Source organism: Staphylococcus sp. GDY8P94P (assembly GCF_017892255.1).
GTDB classification, from domain to species: domain Bacteria; phylum Bacillota; class Bacilli; order Staphylococcales; family Staphylococcaceae; genus Staphylococcus; species Staphylococcus cohnii.
In genome coordinates, this window is record NZ_JAESKU010000014.1 from 1 (window position 1) to 21,478 (window position 21,478).

The 21,478-nt window shown below is 34.0% G+C and carries 18 protein-coding genes; 7 read left to right on the forward strand and 11 right to left on the reverse strand.

Annotated elements, in window-relative coordinates:
* Nucleotides 1–531: 531 nt before the first annotated feature.
* From ilvA to ilvD, 9 genes are all read right to left on the reverse strand, one after another.
* Nucleotides 532–1,800 carry a threonine ammonia-lyase IlvA gene (ilvA, locus tag KA926_RS08805; protein WP_107383571.1) on the reverse strand — a complete coding sequence of 423 codons (1,269 nt, stop codon included), beginning with the start codon at nucleotides 1,798–1,800 and terminating at the stop codon, nucleotides 532–534.
* A gap of 27 nt (nucleotides 1,801–1,827) precedes the next feature.
* Nucleotides 1,828–2,403, reverse strand: coding sequence for a 3-isopropylmalate dehydratase small subunit (leuD, locus tag KA926_RS08810; RefSeq protein ID WP_210144131.1), 576 nt, complete (start codon nucleotides 2,401–2,403; stop codon nucleotides 1,828–1,830).
* Between the two features lies 1 nt (nucleotide 2,404).
* Nucleotides 2,405–3,775 (reverse strand): 3-isopropylmalate dehydratase large subunit, encoded by a 1,371-nt coding sequence (gene leuC, locus KA926_RS08815; protein ID WP_210144133.1) that lies wholly within the window; start codon nucleotides 3,773–3,775, stop codon nucleotides 2,405–2,407.
* A gap of 17 nt (nucleotides 3,776–3,792) precedes the next feature.
* Complete coding sequence (gene leuB / locus KA926_RS08820) at nucleotides 3,793–4,833, reverse strand: 3-isopropylmalate dehydrogenase (protein ID WP_107383573.1); 1,041 nt, start codon at nucleotides 4,831–4,833, stop codon at nucleotides 3,793–3,795.
* The gene (locus KA926_RS08825) at nucleotides 4,830–6,365 is read right to left on the reverse strand and encodes a 2-isopropylmalate synthase (RefSeq protein WP_210144135.1); all 1,536 of its coding nucleotides are present in this window, start codon (nucleotides 6,363–6,365) and stop codon (nucleotides 4,830–4,832) included. Before KA926_RS08825 ends, leuB begins: the two co-directional genes overlap by 4 nt.
* 121 nt (nucleotides 6,366–6,486) lie before the next feature.
* Complete coding sequence (gene ilvC, locus KA926_RS08830) at nucleotides 6,487–7,491, reverse strand: ketol-acid reductoisomerase (RefSeq protein WP_019469538.1); 1,005 nt, start codon at nucleotides 7,489–7,491, stop codon at nucleotides 6,487–6,489.
* A 46-nt stretch (nucleotides 7,492–7,537) separates the two neighbouring features.
* Nucleotides 7,538–8,011 (reverse strand): acetolactate synthase small subunit, encoded by a 474-nt coding sequence (ilvN, locus tag KA926_RS08835; protein WP_119535878.1) that lies wholly within the window; start codon nucleotides 8,009–8,011, stop codon nucleotides 7,538–7,540.
* Entirely contained in the window at nucleotides 8,008–9,798 is a 1,791-nt protein-coding gene (gene ilvB / locus KA926_RS08840) for a biosynthetic-type acetolactate synthase large subunit (protein ID WP_107383576.1), read from the reverse strand. Before ilvB ends, ilvN begins: the two co-directional genes overlap by 4 nt.
* Before the next feature lie 12 nt (nucleotides 9,799–9,810).
* On the reverse strand, nucleotides 9,811–11,499 hold the full coding sequence (gene ilvD / locus KA926_RS08845; protein ID WP_119535879.1) for a dihydroxy-acid dehydratase: 1,689 nt from the start codon (nucleotides 11,497–11,499) through the stop codon (nucleotides 9,811–9,813).
* Between the two features lie 587 nt (nucleotides 11,500–12,086).
* On the opposite strand from ilvD, the gene tsaE reads away from it, so the two are divergent.
* The 5 genes from tsaE to KA926_RS08870 all read left to right on the forward strand — a co-directional run bounded on the left by tsaE (nucleotide 12,087) and on the right by KA926_RS08870 (nucleotide 15,408).
* Nucleotides 12,087–12,548, forward strand: coding sequence for a tRNA (adenosine(37)-N6)-threonylcarbamoyltransferase complex ATPase subunit type 1 TsaE (gene tsaE / locus KA926_RS08850; protein ID WP_119535880.1), 462 nt, complete (start codon nucleotides 12,087–12,089; stop codon nucleotides 12,546–12,548).
* The gene (tsaB, locus tag KA926_RS08855; protein ID WP_210144136.1) at nucleotides 12,529–13,191 is read left to right on the forward strand and encodes a tRNA (adenosine(37)-N6)-threonylcarbamoyltransferase complex dimerization subunit type 1 TsaB; all 663 of its coding nucleotides are present in this window, start codon (nucleotides 12,529–12,531) and stop codon (nucleotides 13,189–13,191) included. The genes tsaE and tsaB overlap by 20 nt, the downstream gene beginning before the upstream one ends.
* Nucleotides 13,192–13,202: 11 nt before the next feature.
* On the forward strand, nucleotides 13,203–13,628 hold the full coding sequence (gene rimI, locus KA926_RS08860) for a ribosomal protein S18-alanine N-acetyltransferase (protein WP_419110155.1): 426 nt from the start codon (nucleotides 13,203–13,205) through the stop codon (nucleotides 13,626–13,628).
* Nucleotides 13,621–14,649 carry a tRNA (adenosine(37)-N6)-threonylcarbamoyltransferase complex transferase subunit TsaD gene (gene tsaD / locus KA926_RS08865; RefSeq protein ID WP_107383581.1) on the forward strand — a complete coding sequence of 343 codons (1,029 nt, stop codon included), beginning with the start codon at nucleotides 13,621–13,623 and terminating at the stop codon, nucleotides 14,647–14,649. Before rimI ends, tsaD begins: the two co-directional genes overlap by 8 nt.
* A gap of 336 nt (nucleotides 14,650–14,985) precedes the next feature.
* The gene (locus KA926_RS08870) at nucleotides 14,986–15,408 is read left to right on the forward strand and encodes a VOC family protein (protein WP_107383582.1); all 423 of its coding nucleotides are present in this window, start codon (nucleotides 14,986–14,988) and stop codon (nucleotides 15,406–15,408) included.
* Between the two features lie 112 nt (nucleotides 15,409–15,520).
* Here KA926_RS08870 and KA926_RS08875 read toward each other — a convergent pair whose 3' ends face one another.
* Together KA926_RS08875 and KA926_RS08880 are read right to left on the reverse strand one after the other, a co-directional pair.
* A complete protein-coding gene (locus tag KA926_RS08875) occupies nucleotides 15,521–17,113 on the reverse strand; it encodes a MutS-related protein (protein WP_210144138.1) in 1,593 nt (530 codons plus the stop codon).
* Between the two features lie 345 nt (nucleotides 17,114–17,458).
* Nucleotides 17,459–19,387 carry an ABC-F family ATP-binding cassette domain-containing protein gene (locus KA926_RS08880; protein ID WP_119535941.1) on the reverse strand — a complete coding sequence of 643 codons (1,929 nt, stop codon included), beginning with the start codon at nucleotides 19,385–19,387 and terminating at the stop codon, nucleotides 17,459–17,461.
* 147 nt (nucleotides 19,388–19,534) lie between these two features.
* Between KA926_RS08880 and KA926_RS08885 the strand changes: the two genes are divergently transcribed.
* Together KA926_RS08885 and KA926_RS08890 are read left to right on the forward strand one after the other, a co-directional pair.
* Complete coding sequence (locus KA926_RS08885; protein ID WP_119535942.1) at nucleotides 19,535–20,176, forward strand: redox-sensing transcriptional repressor Rex; 642 nt, start codon at nucleotides 19,535–19,537, stop codon at nucleotides 20,174–20,176.
* Nucleotides 20,177–20,374: 198 nt separating this feature from the next.
* Nucleotides 20,375–21,472, forward strand: a complete 1,098-nt coding sequence (locus KA926_RS08890) for a YeeE/YedE family protein (RefSeq protein ID WP_210144139.1) — start codon at nucleotides 20,375–20,377, stop codon at nucleotides 21,470–21,472.
* Nucleotides 21,473–21,478: the final 6 nt, after the last annotated feature.

Consider the following 21,478-nt stretch of genomic DNA (forward strand, 5'->3'; position numbering starts at 1 on the left):
CGCTTGAAGCTGACGAAGTGAGCGAAAGACGAAACGAGCTTACTAGTGGTAAGTGAGTGAGGATAGCGTGAAACTGAGAAAAGATTCGAGCGGTTGTCTAAAGTCAGGAAAGGTCCTTAGCGCCGAAGGTAGCCGACTTACGTTCCGCAAGAGTAGGACGTTGCCAGGCAATTAAGACCCGAAAGGGTCTCTTTTTTTTGCATCAAAAAGGAGCTTAGCTTCCAGTTCGAAGAACTGCAAACTGACAAAAGAAAGCGCTTGAAGCTGACGAAGTGAGCGAAAGACGAAACGAGCTTACAAGTGGTAAGTGAGTGAGGAAAGCGTGAAACTGAGAAAAGATGCGAGCGCTTGTCTAAAGTCAGGAAAGGTCCTTAGCGCCGAAGGTAGCCGACTTACGTTCTGTAAGAGAAAGGAAACGGAAATACATGGCATGAGCAAAAGCTCATGCATAAGTACCATTAGAACAATAAATTGAAAATGTTAAATTCGTATTGAACATAAAATAAAAAGTCTAGCATAAGCTAGACTTTTTTAAATTAATAGTGAATAAAGCATTTTATTCTCATTAATGTAGATATTTGAAGGGTCAAATTCATCTACATTTAACTTTAAGTTATCTAAATCTTGATGATTATTTAATTGGATACCGATGATAACAGTCCCTGTATTTTGAGAACTTTTCTTAAGATACTCAAATTTAGTAATGTCATCTTTTGGTCCAAGCACATCATTTACAAATTCTCTTAAAGCTCCAGGTCTTTGTGGGAAGTTGAGAATGAAATAATGTTTCATTTCCTCAAATAATAAAGAACGTTCTTCGATTTCTTTCATGCGGTTAATATCATTGTTACCACCACTTACAACACAAACAACTGTCTTACCTTTAATTTCTGAACGATATTGTTCTAATGCTGAAACACTCAAAGCACCAGCAGGTTCAGCTATAATTGCTTGTTTAGAATACATGTCTAAGATTGTTGAACATACAGCACCTTCATGGACTTGTACGTAGTCATCAACTACATTTTTGGCGATATCATATGTGATTTCACCGACTTTTGCTACAGATGCACCATCCACAAATTTATCAATTTCAGGTAAAGTCACAATTTGATTTTCTAGCACAACCGAAGCATACATGCTACTAGCACCAGCAGGCTCTACGCCAATGATTGAAGTTTGTGGTGAATGTTCTTTAAAGTAAGTACCTACCCCTGAAATTAATCCACCACCACCTATAGCTGCAAATAAATAATCAAATTGTACGTTATCCTCTTTAGATTGTTCTAAAATTTCTTTAGCTAGTGTACCTTGGCCAGCAATTGTATAAATATTATTAAATGGATCGATGAAATTCATTTTATGATCTTGTGTATACGTGAGCGCCTTTTTTAGACAATCATCAAATGTATCACCGGTGAGTACGACTTCAGTGTTACTTCCACCAAAAAATTTCACTTGATTTATCTTTTGAAGAGGCGTAGTCACAGGCATAAATATAACAGCATTTAAATTAAGTTTGTTAGCCGTGTATGCAACACCTTGTGCATGGTTACCTGCGCTTGCACATGTAATACCGTTTTGTCTATCACTTTCATTTAACGCTATAATTGCGTTATAAGCACCTCTTAATTTAAATGATCTAACCCATTGTAAGTCCTCTCTTTTTAAATAGACATCACAATCATATTTATGCGATAAGTAATGATCCTTTTGCAAAGGAGTTTCTTTAACAACATCTTTCAATTGTAAGAAAGCTTCATCTATATCTTTTGAAGAAACAGTTGTTTTAACAGCCATAAATTTCACACCTTTATTTAAGTTTCGTTAAAAAGTTTTTGACGTTTCATATGCTTGAATTTCATCTTCGTATTGTAGTGTTACCGCAACATCATCAAGTCCATTAACAAGTTTATTTTTCCACGTTCCATCAATGTCAAAGTGAAATGATTTATTATTTGCAGTTACAGTTTGATTAGGTAAGTCAACAGTGACTTTGCCTGCATTGGCAATATATTGACGTTCATCTGCATTTAATACGATAGGTAACATCGCATTTTTAGTACAATTCATATAAAATATATCGCTATAACTACCAGCAATTATAATATCAACCCCATAATCTTTAATTGCCCAAGCTGCATGTTCACGGCTCGAGCCACAACCAAAATTATCACCCGTTACTAAAATAGTGGCATCTTGGTATTCTGGTTTATTTGGATTGAAATCTGGATTGTCGGATCCATCCTCTAAGTAGCGCCATTCATCAAAGGCAAAAGGTCCAAAACCAGATTTAGAAATTCGTTTTAGGTGCACTTTTGGAATGATTTGGTCAGTATCTATATTATCATGGAACAGTGGCACAACTTTACCAGTATAGGTTGTGATTGGTTGAATTTCCATATTATACAACCACCTTTCTTACGTCTACAAACTTACCGTTAATGGCTGCAGCAGCTGCCATAGCAGGGGAGACTAGATGTGTTCGTGCACCTTTACCTTGACGTCCTTCAAAGTTACGATTACTTGTTGATGCACAATGCACACCAGCAGGTACTTGATCTGGGTTCATACCAAGACACATCGAACAACCAGGTTCTCTCCATTCAAATCCAGCATTTTTAAATACTTTATCAAGCCCTAGCTTTTCTGCTTCTATCTTTACAGTTCTAGACCCTGGAACAACGATTGCTGTAATATTTGGATGCACTTGATTTCCTTTTACAATATGGCTCGCTTCTATTAGGTCAGATAGTCGGGCGTTCGTACAAGAACCTAAAAATACATAACCTAAATCAATGTCTTCTGCTTTTTGGCCTGGTTTTAACCCCATATAGTTGTAGGCACGTTCATCATTAACGTCATTGATTTCGGGGAATGGTGTATTAAAGCTAACACCCATTTCAGGGCTAGTACCCCAAGTCACTTGTGGTTCTAAATCAGATACATCTAGTTGTATGATTTTATCAAAATTTGCATCTTTATCTGTGTATAATTCACGCCATTCATCCACAGAGTACGCATAGTTTGTTGCATAGGGTCTTCCTTTAACATATTCAAATGTAGTTTCATCAGGAGCCATCATGCCATATTTTGCACCTGCTTCGATTGCCATATTACAAATAGTCATTCTAGCTTCCATTGATAGACTACTTATAGTTTCACCTGAAAACTCAAGTGCATATCCAGTACCAAAGTCAACACCATGTTGGTTAATAAGATGTAAGATAATATCTTTTGCATATACACCTGTAGGTAATTTACCAGTTACATCAATTTTTAAATTTTTAGGCTTTGTTTGCCATAATGTTTGTGTTGCAAAAACATGTTCTACTTCACTAGTTCCAATACCAAATGCAATTGCACCAAAAGCACCGTGTGTGGCAGTATGTGAGTCTCCACATACGATTGTTTTTCCAGGTTGTGTAAGTCCGGTTTCAGGACCAACCATATGCACGATGCCTTGTTCATCAGAACCCATATCAAATATATGCACATCAAATTCTTTTGCATTTTTTTGAAGTGTTGTTATTTGTTTATTAGCAATTTCATCTTTGATATTAAAAATATCAATCGTAGGGACGTTATGATCTAGTGTTGCATATGTTAAATCTGGTCTGCGCAACTTTCTATTTTGTAGTCTGAGCCCTTCAAAAGCTTGAGGAGATGTGACTTCGTGTATAAGATGTAGGTCTATATATAATAATTGTGGGTCACCTTCTTTACCAGTTAAGACATGCTTATTCCAAACTTTGTCAAATAGTGTTTTACCCATATGACATCTCCTCCTTTTTAAAGATTTTGTTTAATAAATTTAAAAATATCTGTTGTTTTATATTTACCATTGAGATCTTGAGTCGTTTTTTCATCTTCGATAAGTTGGTATATGACTGATTCTAATTTTTGAGCTGCTTCAGGTGCATTAAGACTTTCTCTTAAACACATAACCACTGATAAAAGCATGCCGAATGGATTTGCAATATCTTTATTTGCAATATCCGGTGCAGAACCATGAATTGGTTCATAGAGTCTTGGTCCTTTTTCACTAAAACTCGCTGATGGCGAAAGACCGAGTGAACCAGGAATTACAGATGCCTCATCACTTAAAATATCTCCAAATAAATTTTCAGTTACAATGACGTCAAATTGAGAAGGATTTGTAATGATGTGCATTGCGCAAGCATCTACAAGTAAATGATTAACCTCAACCTCTGGATATTCTTTAGATACATCATTTATAACTTTTCTCCATAATTTACTAGAAGATAGTACATTTTCCTTATCTACTGAAGTTAATTTTTTATGACGATTTTGGGCTAAATCAAAAGCAACCCTTGCAATTCGTTCTATTTCTGTGCGTGTATAAGTTAAGGAATCTAAAGCTTTATCTTCATCCCAATGTTTTGGTTCGCCAAAGTAAATACCACCTGTTAACTCTCTCACTAAAATAAAATCTGTACCAGCTACACGTTCTTTTTTAATAGGTGATAAATTGCTGGTACCGCTTGTTACAATAGTGGGGCGAATATTAGCAAATAGACCTAATGCTTTTCGAATACCTAATAGACCTTGTTCAGGTCTATTGTTAGGGTCTGTCCATTTTGGGCCACCAACAGCACCTAATAGAATTGCATCGGCTTGTTTACAAGCATTTAGCGTCGTATCTGGTAGTGGTGTACCATGATTATCAATAGCGATACCGCCAAAATCATGTGTTTCTATTTCATAGTTAAAATTATAGATATCACTTAGTTGTGAAAGAATTTCTAGTGAACCATTTAAAATTTCTGGCCCAATCCCATCCCCGGGAAGTGCTACAATCTTATAACTCATGAGTGAATACCTTCTTTCACTTCTGAATTAGAAACGTATTTAGCATGTGCTTCAACATAAGATTTACATGACGCTAATAAGATGTCATGGTCAATACCTACACCTGTAACAATTTGATCTCCTATTTTAATTTGCACGTGAACTTCTGCTTGTGCATCAGTACCTTCAGTTACAGAGTCAATGCGATAATCTATAAGTTCAGTTTTGCGATCAAAAATTCGATCTACCGCATTGTATACAGAAACAATTGAGCCAGTACCAATACTTGAGTCTTGATACGTATTACCATCTCTATCTTGAATAACTACGACAGCACTTTGTAGTCCATTTGAGACGAATTGTAGTTGTAGTGCTTCTACTTTATAGATTGCATTTTGTTCGTGTTCAGTACCTTGAATGAGCGCATGTATATCTCTGTCAGTAACTGCTTTTTTCTTATCAGCGATTGTTTTAAATTGCTTAAATAGTTCTTTTTGTTCTTCTGAATCTACATCATATCCCAATGCGACTAACTTTTCTGAAAAGGCATGTTTACCTGATAATTTACCAAGTGGTAGTTCAGTTGTTTTGACGCCTACTAATTGTGGTGTCATAATCTCATAAGTTTCAGGGTTTTTAAGAACACCATCTTGATGAATACCTGATTCGTGACTAAAAGCATTTTGTCCGACAATAGCTTTGTTTCTTGAGACTCGAATACCTGCATATCGTGCTATTAAATCAGATGTATTTTTAGTTTCTTCAAGATTTATTTGTGATTGATTACCATAATGATCTTGTCGAACGTATAGGCCAAGTGCAACTTCCTCTAGGGCTGTGTTACCTGCACGTTCGCCAATACCATTTAAGGTGCCTTCAATGCGTTTGGCGCCATTTTCAATTGCGGCCATACTATTTGCAACTGCCAAGCCTAAGTCATCGTGACAGTGTGCACTATAAATAACTTCGTGATTCGTATTAACGTTTTCTTGGAGTGTTTTAAAAATTTTGCCATATTCTGTAGGATAACTAAATCCAACAGTATCAGGTATATTGATTACACTTGCTCCCGCATCAACTGCAGTTTGCACACATTCGATTAAGAAGGGCAGTTCCGTTCTTGTAGCATCTTCTGGTGAAAATTGAACTACGTCAAAATACTTTGTAGCATAAGCAACATGCTCTTTGATTGATGTTAACACTTCTTCTTTAGACATCATGAGTTTTGAGTCACGATGTATAGGGCTAGTTGCTAAGAATACATGTATTCTAGGTTTTACAGCCTCTTTAGTTGATTGGTACACTGCGTCAATATCTTTTTTTACACAGCGTGCTAAGCCACAAACAGCAGTGGTTGTTAATGCTTTAGAAATAGCTTCCACAGATTTAAAGCTACCTGAACTTGAAGCAGGAAAACCAGCTTCGATGATATCAACGCCCCATTTTTCAAGTTGCTTCGCAATTTTCAAGCGTTCATCGAATGAAAAGTTTACGCTGGGCGTTTGTTCTCCGTCTCTTAGTGTTGTATCAAAAATTTGAATATGGCTAGTCATTTTAAACATCTCCTAATAAATAGATTTAGTTGAATATGATGTGTCGGCTGAAGAATCTTAACTTGTCCTTAAAATAAAAGGGGGACTTCGCTTGATTCTTCAGACATCATCATATAACTAGTTATTTTTCAATACTCTTGGATTTAATGAACGGCATCATTTCACGTAAGTCTCTACCTACCGCTTCAATTTGATGTCCGTGTTGTTCTTCACGTAGTTTATGGAATTCTTCGAAATTATTTTCATTATCTTTGATGAAACGATCACTGAAGTTTCCTTGTTGGATATCGTTAAGTACTGCTTTCATATTATCTTTAACATCTGGAGTGATTACGCGTGGTCCTGATACATAGTCACCAAATTCAGCTGTGTTTGAGATGGAATAACGCATGTTTTCCATGCCACCTTCATACATTAAATCAACAATTAATTTCATTTCATGTAATACTTCGAAGTAAGCAATTTCTGGTTGATAACCAGCTTCAACTAAAGTTTCAAAACCAGTTTGAATTAGTTTTGTTGTACCACCACAAAGTACAGCTTGTTCACCAAATAAGTCAGTTTCAGTTTCTTCTTTAAATGATGTTTCTAAAACGCCAGCACGTGTTGCGCCAATACCTTTTGCATAACTTAATGCTAAATCAGTAGCTTCTCCACTAGCATCTTGTTCAACTGCAAATAGGGCAGGTACAGCGCTTCCTTCGGTAAAGGTACGTCTAACTAAATGTCCAGGTCCTTTTGGTGCTACTAAGAATACATCTACTGTTTCAGGTGGTTGAATAACATTAAAGTGAATATTAAATCCATGTGCGAAAACAAGTGCATTATTTGGTTCTAAATTAGGTTCAATTTCTTCTTTATATACTTGTCCTTGAATTTCATCTGGTAATAATACCATGATGACATCAGCTTGTTTTGCTGCTTCATTTACAGGATATACTTCGAAACCATCATCTTTTGCTTTATCAAATGAACGCCCTGGTCTGATGCCAATAATCACGTCATAGCCGTTATCTTTTAAGTTTTGAGCATGGGCATGTCCTTGTGAACCATAGCCAATGATAGCTACTTTTTTACCTTGTAATGCATCTTTCGTTACTGATTGGTCATAATAAACTGTTGTCATAATAAAATCCTCCATGTTTTTAAATTATAGTTTGGTGACTTGTGTTTTAAACTAAACCGGCTGAACCAGTTCTTGAAACTTGTTCAATGTTATATGATGATAGATCGTCTAATAAATTATCCATTGTATACTGTGGACCTGATGCTTGTAGATAGGTATAAGGATCTTCATTTTTTAAAATAGAGACTAGCGCATCATAAGGTTTAATTACTTTTTGTAAATCTTGATGGTTGCTTGGTGTTTCTAATTTCACAAGCACCAATTCTCTGTTGTAAGTGTTAGTATCAGTGATATCTTCTACATCAATGATATTTATTTGTTTTTCTAATTGACTAATTAGGTTTCTTAGAACATCTGAATCTGGAATTTCTGCTACGAATGTTATGTTGGAAACGCCATCTTCTCTAGTAGGTGTAACTGATAACGTGACAATGTTAAATTGTCTGCGAACAAAGATGCTCGTTAATCTATTTAAAGTACCAGATTTATCTAAAACTCTTGTTCTAAATGTGCGTCTCATAATAATCCCTCCATCTCATAATTAGCTTTACCGCTAGGAACCATTGGGTTAACTGGTTCGATAGGTGAGATACGAACATCAATTAATGCAGGACCATCATGTTTGAAAGCAGCATCTAGTTGTTCTTCTAAATGTGTTGGATCATCGATAAGGAAACCTTTAACATTGTATGCTTCACCCAATTTTAAGAAATCGGGTTGTCCATTAAAGACAGAATGAGAGAAACGTTTGTTAAAGAATTTATCTTGCCATTGCTTAACCATACCTAACGTACCATTATTGATAATTACAACTTTTATATCTAAACCGTATTCTTCTAGTATTGCTAATTCTTGATTGGTCATTTGGAAACCGCCATCGCCGACAAAGGCCACAACTGTTTTATCAGGTTGAGCTAACTTTGCACCGATTGCTGCAGGTATGCCAAATCCCATTGTTCCTAAGCCACCACTCGTAACTAATTGGCCATGATTTTTAAATGGATAGTACTGGGCAACCCACATTTGATGTTGACCAACATCAGTAGTAACTACTGCATCACCTTGTGTAATTTCTCCTATATACTCAATTGTGCGTTGTGGTTTTGAAAACGTACCATCAGGGTCTTCACTGTATGCAAAAGGTTGTTCTGCTTTATTGTTAAAGCATTTTTCTAACCAGTCATCATGGTTGATTGAATAGCTATCGAATTCTAGTAAAGCTTCTAATGTTGCCTTACAATCCGCAATGATGCCTAGATCAACCTTGATTATTTTATTAATTTCTGATGGATCAATATCGATATGAACAATTTTTGCATTAGGTGCAAATTCATCCGGTTTGCTAGCAAGTCTGTCATCAAAACGACTACCAAAGTTTATGAGTAGATCGCACTCAGTTAATGCCATATTGCTGGCATATGATCCGTGCATACCTCCCATGCCTAAAAATAGGGGATTTTCATATGGTATGGCACCTAAACCTAATAAAGTGCTAACTACAGGCAATTGATGTCGTGTAACAAATTCAGTGAAAACTTCATTTGCTTTAGCGTGATTTATACCAGCTCCTGATAAAACAACAGGTTTCTTAGAAGTTTTTAAATAATCACGTAATTTTTGAATTTCTGTTTTGTCTGGTTGATTAGGTACTGAATAGCCAGGTAGATTTAATTCGTTTGAAATTTCTGCGTTAGTAGATAAGATTCCCATATCTTTAGGAAAATCAATAACTACTGGTCCTTTTCTTCCTGTGTTAGCCACGTGAAATGCCTCGTGGATTATTTTTGGAATTTCATTTACATTTTTAATCTGATAGTTATGTTTAGTTATCGGCGTGGTCATTGAAAGCAAGTCTGCTTCTTGGAAAGCATCTTTACCTATACCAGCTGTAGCAACTTGACCTGTGATAACGACAAGCGGTAATGAATCACTATAAGCATCTGCAATACCAGTGATTGCATTTGTTGCTCCTGGTCCACTTGTAACAACAACAACACCAGTTTTTCCAGAAACACGGGCATAACCTTCAGCAGCATGTGAAGCGCCTTGTTCATGTCTTGCTAGAATATGTTTAATTTTCCCGTCATAAAATGTGTCATATAGTGGAAGTACAGCGCCACCCGGGTAACCAAATATAAAATCTACATCCTCATTTACAAGTGAATCTACTAGTAATTCTGAACCAGATTTCATTTCATCAATTGTTTCTTTTTCTAATTCAACTTCGGGTTCAATTGTCTCTGCTGTTTCAAAATAATCTAAATTTTCTGATTTTTCATATTCAAGTATTTCAGTTTGTTTAGACATCATACTCACTCCTTAAATGAGATCTTCAGGTACTTGCATAATACCACCAGTGTTAGCACTCGTTACTAACGCTGTATAGCGTGCAAGATAACCTGTTTTCACTTTTGCTTTAAATGGTTTCAAGTTTTGCTTTCTAGATTCTAACACTTCTTCTGTAACTTCTACATTTAATGTTCTGTTTGTTAAATCAATTGTAATATCGTCGTTGTTTTCAATTAAAGCGATAGGGCCACCCGCTGCAGCTTCTGGTGAAATATGTCCAACAGCAATACCTCGTGTTGCCCCGGAAAATCTACCATCAGTGATTAATGCAACGTCTTTACCTAATCCTCTTCCTACAATAGATGATGTAGGGGCCAACATTTCTGGCATTCCAGGACCACCTTTAGGGCCTTCATACCTAATCACAACTACATGACCTTCACGTACTACGTGATTATCAATCGCTTCAACGGCTTCATCATGTGAATCAAAACAAATCGCTTTTCCTTTAAAGACTTTAATTGAAGGATCTACACCGCCGACTTTTATGACTGCACCTTTAGGAGCTAAGTTACCATATAGGATTGAAAGGCCACCTTGTTTATCGTAAGGATTATCAAGGTGTCTGATAACATCACTATTTAATATCTCTTTTTGTTCGTTATTTTCACGAAGTGTTTTACCAGTAGCTGTGATTCTGTCTGGATGAAGTGTACCTTCTTTTTTAAATAATTCATTAATGATTGCTGGAACGCCACCAGCTTCATGTACATCATGCATAGAGTAGGAAGAACTTGGTGCTATTTTTGACAAATAGGGCGTTTTCTTCGCAATTTCGTTAATCCTTGATAAGTCATAATCAATACCTGCTTCATTTGCAATTGCTAATGTGTGTAATACTGTATTGGTAGACCCCCCCATAGCCATATCTAAAGCAAATGCGTCATCAATTGCTTCTTTAGTTACAATGTCTCTTGGTTTAATGTCATTTTTGATATTATCGACTAGTTTAAATGCTGCTTCTCTAATCATTTCTCTACGTTGTTCACTTACTGCAAGAGCTGTACCATTATATGGGAGAGCTAAGCCTAAAACCTCCATTAAACAATTCATTGAATTTGCTGTAAACATACCAGAACATGAGCCACAAGTAGGGCAAGCATTTTGTTCCATATCCAAAAATTCATCTTTTGAAATTGAACCATCTTTAAATGCTCCGACAGCTTCAAACATTGAAGAAAGTGTTAAAGCTTTGCCTTGTGATGATAAACCTGCTTTCATAGGTCCACCTGAACAAAAAATAGCAGGAACATTGGTTCTTACAGCAGCTAATAACATGCCAGGTGTAATCTTGTCACAGTTTGGTATGTAAAACACACCATCAAACCAGTGTGCATTGATGACTGTTTCTGCTGCATCAGCGATAACCTCTCTAGATGGCAGTGAATATCTCATTCCAATATGTCCCATTGCAATACCATCATCTACACCGATTGTGTCAAATTCAAAGGGGATGGCACCTGCTTCGCGAATTGCTTCTTTAGCAATATCAGCTAATTCTCTTAGGTGAACGTGCCCTGGAACAATGTCGATATATGAATTACATATAGCTACGAAAGGCTTATTCATATCTGTTGGTTTTTCTAAAGCACCTGTTGCATGCAAAAGGCTTCTTGCTGGAGCTTGATGATCTCCTTTTTTGATCATATCGCTTCTCATATTAATTCCCCCATAAATTTGAAAATAAAAAAGCGTCCCAATAAATAATTGGGACGCTTTCAAGTCCCATTCAACTAGAAATAGGACTTAAACATTTAGTAGATTCTTTACTAAAGTTCCAGTCCTAATAGCATAATAAAATGACTAAAATATTTGAAGTTGTTGGTTGGTATTGCATTGTATATTTGGTCATCTCATTATGCTCCTTTCCGTTAGAATGGTTTATCTTTTAATGTGTTAAATTGAATTGTCTAAAAATTCGATAAATTAAATTTACTATACTGAACTTCTACTGTCAATGATTTTTTTAAATTTTCTATCAATTCAAATAATTCCAAAATGTTGGAACTTGTTTTAGTTTGAAGTAAAATAAGAAAAAATTTGTTAAACTATAATAGTTAATTTAATGATAATAAAGTTTTTAAAGAAGCAGATAATCATTAAGCGCTGATGTAATTATTAAATATATTAGTCATTTTTATCCATCAACAATATTTTGAAAGTAAATAGAAATACTTGTGCGAAGCTCAAGTATAAGCGACCCTAACTAAATTAATTTGGAACTGTTGCTAAAAAAGGAGAGGCATATGATTAAAATAAATGATTTAGAAAGTATGGCACATTTTGCAAAAGTGTTAGCGAAACATTTATCTACAGGGGACATTATTTTATTAAATGGTGATTTAGGCGCTGGTAAAACTACATTAACGCAATTTATTGGTAAAGCCATAGGTGTAAAACGAAATATAAATTCACCGACGTTTAATATCATTAAATCTTATCAAGGTAATGCATTTAAATTACATCATATGGATTGCTATAGATTAGAAGATAGTGAAGAAGACTTGGGATTTGATGAATATTTTGAAGATGAAGCTGTTACATTGATTGAGTGGAGTGAATTTATTGAATCATTTTTACCAAATAATCACCTAACTATAAATATTAAAACTATAAATGAAACGAAAAGACAAATAGAGATAAAAGCAGTCGGTGAACATTACCAAAAGTTAAAGGAGGTTGTTGAACATGATATATCTGTTGATTGATACATCGAATCAACCGTTGTCTGTTGCAGTAATGCAAAATAATGTAGTATTAGGTGAAATCAATACTAACGTGAAGCAAAATCATTCTACTCAGTTAATGCCAGCCATTCAACAGTTGATAAATGAGAGTGAAATAGCAAAAGAAGAAATAAATGCTATTATTGTTGCACAAGGACCTGGTTCATATACTGGTCTTAGAATTGGCGTAACCGTTGCTAAAACTTTAGCTTATGCATTGAATGCTGAACTATACGGTGTATCTTCACTAAAAGCGCTTGCTGCAACTGTTCAAGATGACGAACGACTATTGGTTCCAATATTTGATGCACGTAGAGAAGCGGTTTACACTGGCGTTTATCAATATAATGAAAATCAATTGGTTCAAATAGAAGAAGATCAATATTTACCAATACAAGAACTTCTCAACTTATTACATAGATTGGGGAAACCCTATGTATTTGTGGGCATAGATACTGAAAAAGTAAAAGAATTATTAGATAGTGATTGCATACCCAACTTACCAAAAGCAAAATATATGAAACATTTAATTGAAACTACTGACGATATACATCAATTTAAACCAAACTATATTAAATTATCAGAGGCTGAACGAAATTGGTTAAACCAACAGAAAAAGAGTTAAATATACGTTTGATGACTTTGAGCGATGTACCTCAAGTATTTGATATTGAAAGAAATAGTTTTAACGACAGTAGTTGGACGATTGATGCTTTTTATCATGAAATAGAACAAAATGAGTTTGCACATTATTTTATTATTGAATATAATCGTATGATTATTGGGTATATTGGTATTTGGATAGTGATAGATCAAGCTCAGGTTACAACAGTTGCCATAGATGAAACATATAGAAGTTATGGTTTAGGACAGTTATTATTAAAATATGCGATGAATTATGTACAAACCAAATGTGAAATAATGAGCTTAGAAGTTCGTGTAGACAATGAGGTTGCACAACATGTGTATACAAATTTAGGCTTTCAATTTGGTGGTAAACGTAAAAATTATTATGGTGAAGGTGAGGATGCGATAGTGATGTGGGTGAATTTAAATGAGTGAGCAAACATTGATTTTAGCAGTTGAATCAAGCTGTGATGAAACGAGTGTTAGTATTATTAAACAGGGCACAGAGGTTTTAAGTAATATTGTATTAAGTCAGATTGAAAGTCATAAACGCTTTGGAGGTGTGGTACCTGAGGTCGCTAGCAGGCACCACGTGGAAGGCATTACAACGACAATTGACCAAGCATTAAATGAAGCAAAAGTAACAATGGAAGATATAGATGCAGTTGCTGTAACACAAGGCCCTGGGCTCATAGGTGCATTACTAGTAGGAATCAATGCAGCTAAAGCGTTAGCTTTTGCTTATGATAAACCATTGATACCTGTACACCATATTGCAGGGCATATTTATGCAAATCATTTAGAACAACCATTACAATTTCCTTTAATAGCTTTAATCGTTTCAGGAGGTCATACAGAACTTGTATACATGAAAGATCATTTGAATTTTGAAGTTATAGGAGAAACTAGAGATGATGCTGTTGGTGAAGCCTATGATAAAGTTGCAAGAACGATTGGCTTAGGTTATCCAGGTGGTCCGCAAGTTGATCAATTAGCAGCAAATGGTCAAGATTGTTATAACTTTCCAAGAGTTTGGTTAGAGGCAAATAGTTACGACTTTAGTTTTAGCGGGTTGAAAAGTGCAGTGATAAATAAATTGCATAATTTACGACAAAAAGGGTCTGAAATAAAACCTGAAGATGTTGCAACGAGTTTTCAAAATAGTGTTGTAGAAGTATTAGTTGGAAAAGCAGTGTCAGCTTGTGAGGCTTATGATGTGAAACAGTTAATTGTAGCTGGTGGTGTCGCGAGTAATAAAGGTTTAAGGGCAGCGCTTAATAAAGCATGTAAGGATTATGATATCAATTTGCGTATACCAAGCCCAAACCTTTGTACAGATAATGCTGCAATGATTGGTGCTGCAGCACATTATTTATATCAAGCAGGGTTAGTTGGAGATATGTCATTAAATGGATTTAACGATATGGATATTGAACAATTTTCATTAAATAATTAAAATTGGTATTGTAAATATTTAAATATGTAATAACAAATCATAGTGTAGTTTTAACTGAGTATCACAATGTACTTATTAAATGCGCACAAAGTATGTTAATTACTAATACTGGAAATGTTGGAGTAGGAATTTTAAATCAAACAGTGATTTGATTTATGTTTCTACTTTTTTTGAAATTTACTACTATGACTTTCAGAAAAAGATAAAGGATTGATTTTATCAATTTAATCAAGCTCAAATGTTTAAATATTAAAAAATGGGTATATATTTTAATATATAGTCATACTATATAGAATAATGTAAATAAGCATTACATTATTAGGAGGCGTCTTATAAATGAAATCAGTTCAGTATTTTAATTTTGAAAATAGTTTAGCAGCATTAGACTTTTATGAAAAAAATTTAGGTGCCACAGATATTCAACGTATTGGTGGTGACCATGAAATGTTTACAGATATGCCAGAAGAATTCCAAGTAGATAAAAACTTTACAATGAATGCTTCATTTAAAGTCTTAGGTGAAACATTTTATTGCAGTGACACATGGAAAAATAAAAAAATCGATAATAGTGGTGCGATTGTAACATTTACATTCGATCATAGTAATGAAGCGGATAAGCAACAAGCTATTGATTTTTTTAATAATGCTATAGCAGCTGGATGTGAAGAGGCAATGCCGTTAGGTAAAACGGAGTGGTCAGAATTATATGGTATGTTTAATGATCCTTTTGGTGTTACTTGGATGATTAATGCTGAATAAAATATTTAAACTAAATAAAGGAACAATGAAGTAAATGCAAACTTCATTGTTCTTTTTTTTGCATTCATAAACGCATTTATGATTATGTTATTAGGTTTAAGATTTCAAAGACTTAAGTGGAAGATGCTTTAGCTCGCGTATAAACTTGATTAGGGAATTTTAAGATTCTTAATAATTCAATAGCATTTCTTGTATCTGCTTTTCCAGCTTTAACTTTATAATCAAAAGCGATCTCATTTTCATAAATAATCTCATTAAAATGAAAGTTTTTGAAATTATCTTCTAATAACGTGGCTAATTCAATATCATGAGTCGCAGCTATGATTTCGTAATTTTGGCTATTACCTAAATAATTTAACACGGATTCAGAAGCAGCGATACGTTCAGTTGTATTGGTTCCTTTAAATATTTCGTCTATAAAGCAATAAATTTTATCCTCTGTTTTTAAATCAAATAATCGCTTAATAGATTTGATTTCTGTCATAAAATAACTATCACCAGACAAGATATCATCTTGGTTCACCATAGAAGTGAAAATTAAACCAGGTTTATACTTGAAGTAATTTGCAGTAACTGTATTTATCGTTTGAGCTAATAAAAGATTTAAGGCGATTGCTTTCATAAAAGTTGATTTGCCTGACGCGTTTGACCCAGTTAATAATATATGGCTATTGATTTCTAAATCATTAGAAATAGCATTGACAAGTAATGGATGCGTAAGTGCTTCAAATTCTACTGAATCATCATTACTTGCTTGAGGCAATGCATATTGTGATAGCGTTTCTCTCCACAATGCTATTGCATAATGATTGTCTATGCTACCTATATATTCATAACAAGCCATAACTTCAGATTCATATTTTTTAAAGCTATGTTGTATTAAATGGAAGATATGACAGTCCAACATAAATATTGCTTTAAATAAAAATGCAAATATCATAGAATCTTCTGCTGTATTTACTCTTCCTAGAAGACCGCTTAGCCTACGAGCAGCCTTAAAATGATTAAAGTCAACATCTATGGTAGGCGCACCATCTATTTTATGAATTGCATAAGCTTTTTTAATAACATTTGACGTATAAAATAAAGAGTTCAAATCTTGATCAAACGTTTTTCTAAGTATGCCACTCAAAATCATATTGAATATAGCAGCAAGTATAGTTAAAAGTATACCGATTTCAGGTTTTAAAAATGTAAATAGCAAAAAGGCTAACGGAAAATACGTAGTCAACATAAAAAAATGATTACGTTTCACTGTAGTCAATTGATCAGGGAACGTTGGATAAATCGCTTTACCTATTTTAGCAAGGTGGGTTGATATTTTAAGACGAAAAATATCATCATTTTTAAATTTTTGAATTAAAGCTTGATTATGAATCGTAAACATCTTTCTTAAGGTTGCATACAAGCGCATTTCGCCAATTGCAGAAAAATTAAAATTCATGTTGTCGAAAAGGGCATTTAAATTCAAATCAGCGTAAGTTTTATCATCTATAAGATTTGTTTCATCAAATTGGTGTTTATATGTATCAAATTGATAACTATACCTATGATTAGGTCGAACAAAAGATTCTAAAGGTTTTCTTAGTGACCATAAAGGTTTGATATCATGTTTTAATTTTTTATTGGCAATGATTGTCGTGATAATAAATAACAGTGTTGTTCCAATTATTAATGCGATTAGGAACCAAAAAATAGGATACATAAGTTTCACCTCATACTAAATTAATATGTTTTATTATGTCATGAAATAAATGGATTCACAAATAGCTGGATATGTTAAGTGGTGATATATGTCAATAGAGAACGTGCGTACTTATCAACAATTAGTGTATAACTTGTTGATAAGTCGTGAGCAAATGTGTGGATATGCATTGTCTTCTGAATATTCAACCGTTTAAAAGTTACATTTTACTTGTGGATAAATAGGATAACTCTGTGGATAGCTTTGATGATAGGGTTAAAGCTGTGAATAGTTAATGTGTAAAATAATAATAAAAAGTACGAAAAATGAAAAAATCATTTTTCGTACTTATAGTTAAAATTAGTTTTAAATTAACTTTTCTTGTAATTCTGCCCATTTTGACATGACTTGTTCTAATGCTTGTTCGCTACTTTCTTTTTCTTTAGCTAAACGATTTGCTTCCTCTGGATCACTATATATATCTGGTAAAGTAAGCAATTCATTGATTTCACTAATTTTAGTTTCAAAGTTATCTATCTCGGTTTCACATTCATCAATTTGGCGTTCAATTTGACGTTGTTCGCGTTTTTGAAGTTTTTGATCAATATAATTATCGTTTTGGGTCACTATCGGTTTTGTCTGATGTGAAGCTTCATATTCTTTTTTAGCTTGAATCGCTTCGTTTTCTTCTTTCTTCTCTATAAAATATTGATAATTACCTAAATACATTGTGCCACCATGAGTGTCTAGATCATAAACTTTGTTTGCAAGTTGATTAATAAAATAACGGTCGTGAGAAACAAATAAAATCGTTCCTTCGAAGTTATCCAATGCCTGTTCTAACATTTCTTTTGAATCTATATCAAGATGATTTGTAGGTTCATCTAAAATAAGTACATTGTTACGTTCAAGCATTAACAAAGCTAATTGTAATCTAGCTTTTTCACCACCAGAAAGGTCATTAATGATTTTTTTAACATCTTCTTGTACAAATAAAAATCGACCTAATACTGCACGTATGTCTTTCTCGTTCATTGAAGGGTATTGGTCCCAAAGATAGTCTAGTATTGTTTTACTAGATTTAAATTCAGCTTGTTTTTGGTCATAGTAACCGATTTTTAAATTCGCACCAGTAGTAATTTCACCGTTTAATTTTGGTTGAATACCTGCAACTGTCTTGATTAAAGTAGATTTACCGATACCGTTAGGCCCAATAATAGCGATATGGTCGCCTTTAGTTACTTCAATGTTGATACCTTTGGTAACTGCCTGTTCATAACCAATATCTAAATCTTTGATATGAAAAACATCATTACCTGTATTTCGATCAAAATCAAATTGGATATTAGCACTTTTGGCATCAACCATTGGTTTATTGATTCTTTCCATTTTTTCAAGCATTTTCCTACGGCTTTTAGCCATGCCAGTAGTTGAAGCCCGCGCTATATTTTTATCAACAAATGTTTCTAAGCGTTTAATTTCATCTTGTTGACGTTCATATTCTTTCATGCGTTTTTCATAATACTTATCTCTTTTTTCAATAAATTGTTTATAATCACCTATATAATGTTGTACATCTCCAAGTGCTACATCATAGATTTGATTTACTATTTTATCTAAAAAGTATCTGTCGTGGCTAATGATAACAATAGCCCCTTTAAAATAGTTTAAATAACTTTCTAACCATTGCGTTGTTTCCATATCTAAATGGTTAGTTGGTTCATCTAGCAATAATAAATCAGGCTCACTTAGTAACATTTGGGCTAATGAAAGCCTTGTTTTTTGACCGCCACTAAAGTCATTAATAGGGCGATTGAAATCTGATTCAGTGAAATTTAGACCGTGGAGTACGGTTTTTATCTTACTTTCATATTGATATCCATCTTGTTGTTCGAATTCATTGGATAAGTATTCATAACGATCAATATGATTTTTATATTCATTTGTATCATATTCATTTGCATGCTGAGCTAACCAATCTGTTTCTTTTTTCATTTCAGATTCAAGTTTTTTCATATTTTCAAAAGGTTTGGACATTTCTTCAATCACAGTTTGGTTTGTGTTGAGAGTCATTTGTTGTGTTAAATAACCAAGTTTTAAATTTTTACTTTTTGAAATATGACCACTATCATAACCTTCGACGCCAGCGATAATTTTCATTAATGTAGATTTACCAGCTCCGTTACGTCCAACGATACCGATACGTTCGCCAGTTTTAACTTCAAAATTTACATTGTTAAAAATATCTTCTCCGTCGAATGATTTTGTAATGTCGTTTAATTGTAATAATATCATCCGATTTTGCACCTCTCTATTCATTATCATTCTACCGTATTCTGCGTGTTGTTAAAACTACCAGTGTTTATTTTTATAATGTATTAATGTATAATGTTGAAGTAATTATAAGATTAATTAGAGATTATAGTATAGGAGGACAAGATCTTGGCTAACCAAAGCGAAAAGATTCCTCGTGCCACGTTAAAACGGTTACCGTTATATTATAGATTCGTCAATACTTTGAAATCTAAAGGGATAGACAGAGTTAATTCTAAAACAATTAGTGAAGGTTTGAACATTGATTCTGCAACAATTCGTCGTGATTTTTCTTATTTTGGTGAATTAGGCAAAAAAGGGTATGGCTATAATATAGATAGCTTGTTACATTTTTTTAAAAATGAGATAAGTGAAAATGATGAAATTAAAATAGCCATCGTAGGTGTAGGGAACCTAGGTAAAGCATTACTAACATATAATTTTTCTATTCATGATGAAATGACTATCACAGAAGCGTTCGATATACGTGATGATGTAATAGGAACACAAATAGGCAATGTGGTTGTAAGCCCGTTTTCAAAAATCACTGATGTATTAAAGCAAGAGCAAATTGATGTCGTGATATTAACAACGCCTGAAAACGTAGCACAACAAGTTGCAGATACATTAGTTGAAGCAGGAATTAAAGGGATTCTAAATTTCACACCAACACGTGTTTATACACCGTCAGATGTACAAGTTCATCACATTGATTTAGGGATTGAATTACAGTCTTTACTTTTCTTTATGAAAAATTATAGTAATAAATAATGATTTTTAAATATTAACTTTGTAGAGACACAAACATTATTGATGTTTAGTTGTCTCTACAAAGTTTTTTTATTGTTCGCTAGCTCCGCTTCATCTTATACATATACCTATGAATAACCCTGAAAACATAAAGGTTGAAATTTCAGTACAAATCTAATATGATAATTCTTATTGATTTTATCGGAAAGAGGTAATGTTATGACGTGGTTAATAATCAGTGGCTTAATCGTAGGTGGACTTTTGGGATTTGTCATGCAACGTACACGATTTTGTCTTGCTGGTGGATTTCGGGATATGTATATTCAAAAAAGTAATAAAATGTTTTATGCCTTGTTAATAGCAATATCAGTGCAAAGTATTGGACTGCTAATTCTAACTTCGACAGGGTTAGTAGAAATACCAGAGTCAACATATCCAATCATAGGTACGGTTATTGGCTCATTTATTTTTGGTATTGGAATTATATTAGCTGGTGGTTGTGCAACTGGTACATGGTATAGAGCTGGAGAAGGATTGATAGGTAGCTGGATAGCACTTATTGCATATGCATTTACATCAGCTGCTACTAAATTTGGTTTATTATTACCTTTAATGAACGGTATCAATAAACCTACTAATGTAAATACAAGTATGGCTCAAACAACTGGTATTCCAACATGGGTATGGGTCGCATTATTAACAATTATAACGGTTATATTTGCTGTTAAAACACTACGTAAACCAAAGCCCAAATTTGCGGTACCCAAATTAAAACAAAAGTTTACAGGGATTCGTTATTATTTATTTGAAAAAAAATACCATCCTTTTGTTGCAGCTATTGCAGTTGGGCTAATTGCATTATTGGCTTGGCCAGTGAGTGAATCTACTGGCAGAATGTACGGTTTAGGAATTACAACGCCTTCTGCAAATATCGTTCAATTTTTTGTAACTGGTGATCTTCAACTATTAGATTGGGGTGTATTCCTTGTTTTAGGTATCTTTGCTGGTTCTTATATTGCAGCAAAAGGAGCTAGAGAATTTAAATGGAGACTACCTGATAAAAAGACAATCCGCAATAGTGTTATTGGTGGCGTATGCATGGGATTTGGTGCATCAGTAGCAGGTGGTTGTTCTATCGGAAATGGTTTAGTTGAAACAGCTACAATGTCTTGGAAAGGCTGGATTGCGCTTGCATCAATGATACTAGGTGCTTGGTTTATGAGTTATTTCATATTTATTAAGCCGATGAAAAAAGCACAAAAATCTACAACTCAAACAGTTTCCACACAAACACAAACACAAACGCAAACGACATAAATTTTA

What these genes read in the sequence shown, in the direction of transcription:
- KA926_RS08870 (WP_107383582.1), top strand. Translation starts at nt 14,986, where the DNA reads ATGAAATCAGTTCAGTATTTTAATTTTGAAAATAGTTTAGCAGCATTA.
- ilvC (WP_019469538.1), bottom strand. Translation starts at nt 7,491, where the DNA reads ATGACAACAGTTTATTATGACCAATCAGTAACGAAAGATGCATTACAA.
- tsaE (WP_119535880.1), top strand. Translation starts at nt 12,087, where the DNA reads ATGATTAAAATAAATGATTTAGAAAGTATGGCACATTTTGCAAAAGTG.
- leuC (WP_210144133.1), bottom strand. Translation starts at nt 3,775, where the DNA reads ATGGGTAAAACACTATTTGACAAAGTTTGGAATAAGCATGTCTTAACT.
- ilvB (WP_107383576.1), bottom strand. Translation starts at nt 9,798, where the DNA reads ATGTCTAAACAAACTGAAATACTTGAATATGAAAAATCAGAAAATTTA.
- leuD (WP_210144131.1), bottom strand. Translation starts at nt 2,403, where the DNA reads ATGGAAATTCAACCAATCACAACCTATACTGGTAAAGTTGTGCCACTG.
- KA926_RS08880 (WP_119535941.1), bottom strand. Translation starts at nt 19,387, where the DNA reads ATGATATTATTACAATTAAACGACATTACAAAATCATTCGACGGAGAA.
- tsaB (WP_210144136.1), top strand. Translation starts at nt 12,529, where the DNA reads ATGATATATCTGTTGATTGATACATCGAATCAACCGTTGTCTGTTGCA.
- KA926_RS08890 (WP_210144139.1), top strand. Translation starts at nt 20,375, where the DNA reads ATGACGTGGTTAATAATCAGTGGCTTAATCGTAGGTGGACTTTTGGGA.
- KA926_RS08875 (WP_210144138.1), bottom strand. Translation starts at nt 17,113, where the DNA reads ATGTATCCTATTTTTTGGTTCCTAATCGCATTAATAATTGGAACAACA.
- ilvA (WP_107383571.1), bottom strand. Translation starts at nt 1,800, where the DNA reads ATGGCTGTTAAAACAACTGTTTCTTCAAAAGATATAGATGAAGCTTTC.
- KA926_RS08825 (WP_210144135.1), bottom strand. Translation starts at nt 6,365, where the DNA reads ATGACTAGCCATATTCAAATTTTTGATACAACACTAAGAGACGGAGAA.
- leuB (WP_107383573.1), bottom strand. Translation starts at nt 4,833, where the DNA reads ATGAGTTATAAGATTGTAGCACTTCCCGGGGATGGGATTGGGCCAGAA.
- tsaD (WP_107383581.1), top strand. Translation starts at nt 13,621, where the DNA reads ATGAGTGAGCAAACATTGATTTTAGCAGTTGAATCAAGCTGTGATGAA.
- ilvN (WP_119535878.1), bottom strand. Translation starts at nt 8,011, where the DNA reads ATGAGACGCACATTTAGAACAAGAGTTTTAGATAAATCTGGTACTTTA.
- rimI (WP_419110155.1), top strand. Translation starts at nt 13,203, where the DNA reads ATGACTTTGAGCGATGTACCTCAAGTATTTGATATTGAAAGAAATAGT.
- ilvD (WP_119535879.1), bottom strand. Translation starts at nt 11,499, where the DNA reads ATGAGAAGCGATATGATCAAAAAAGGAGATCATCAAGCTCCAGCAAGA.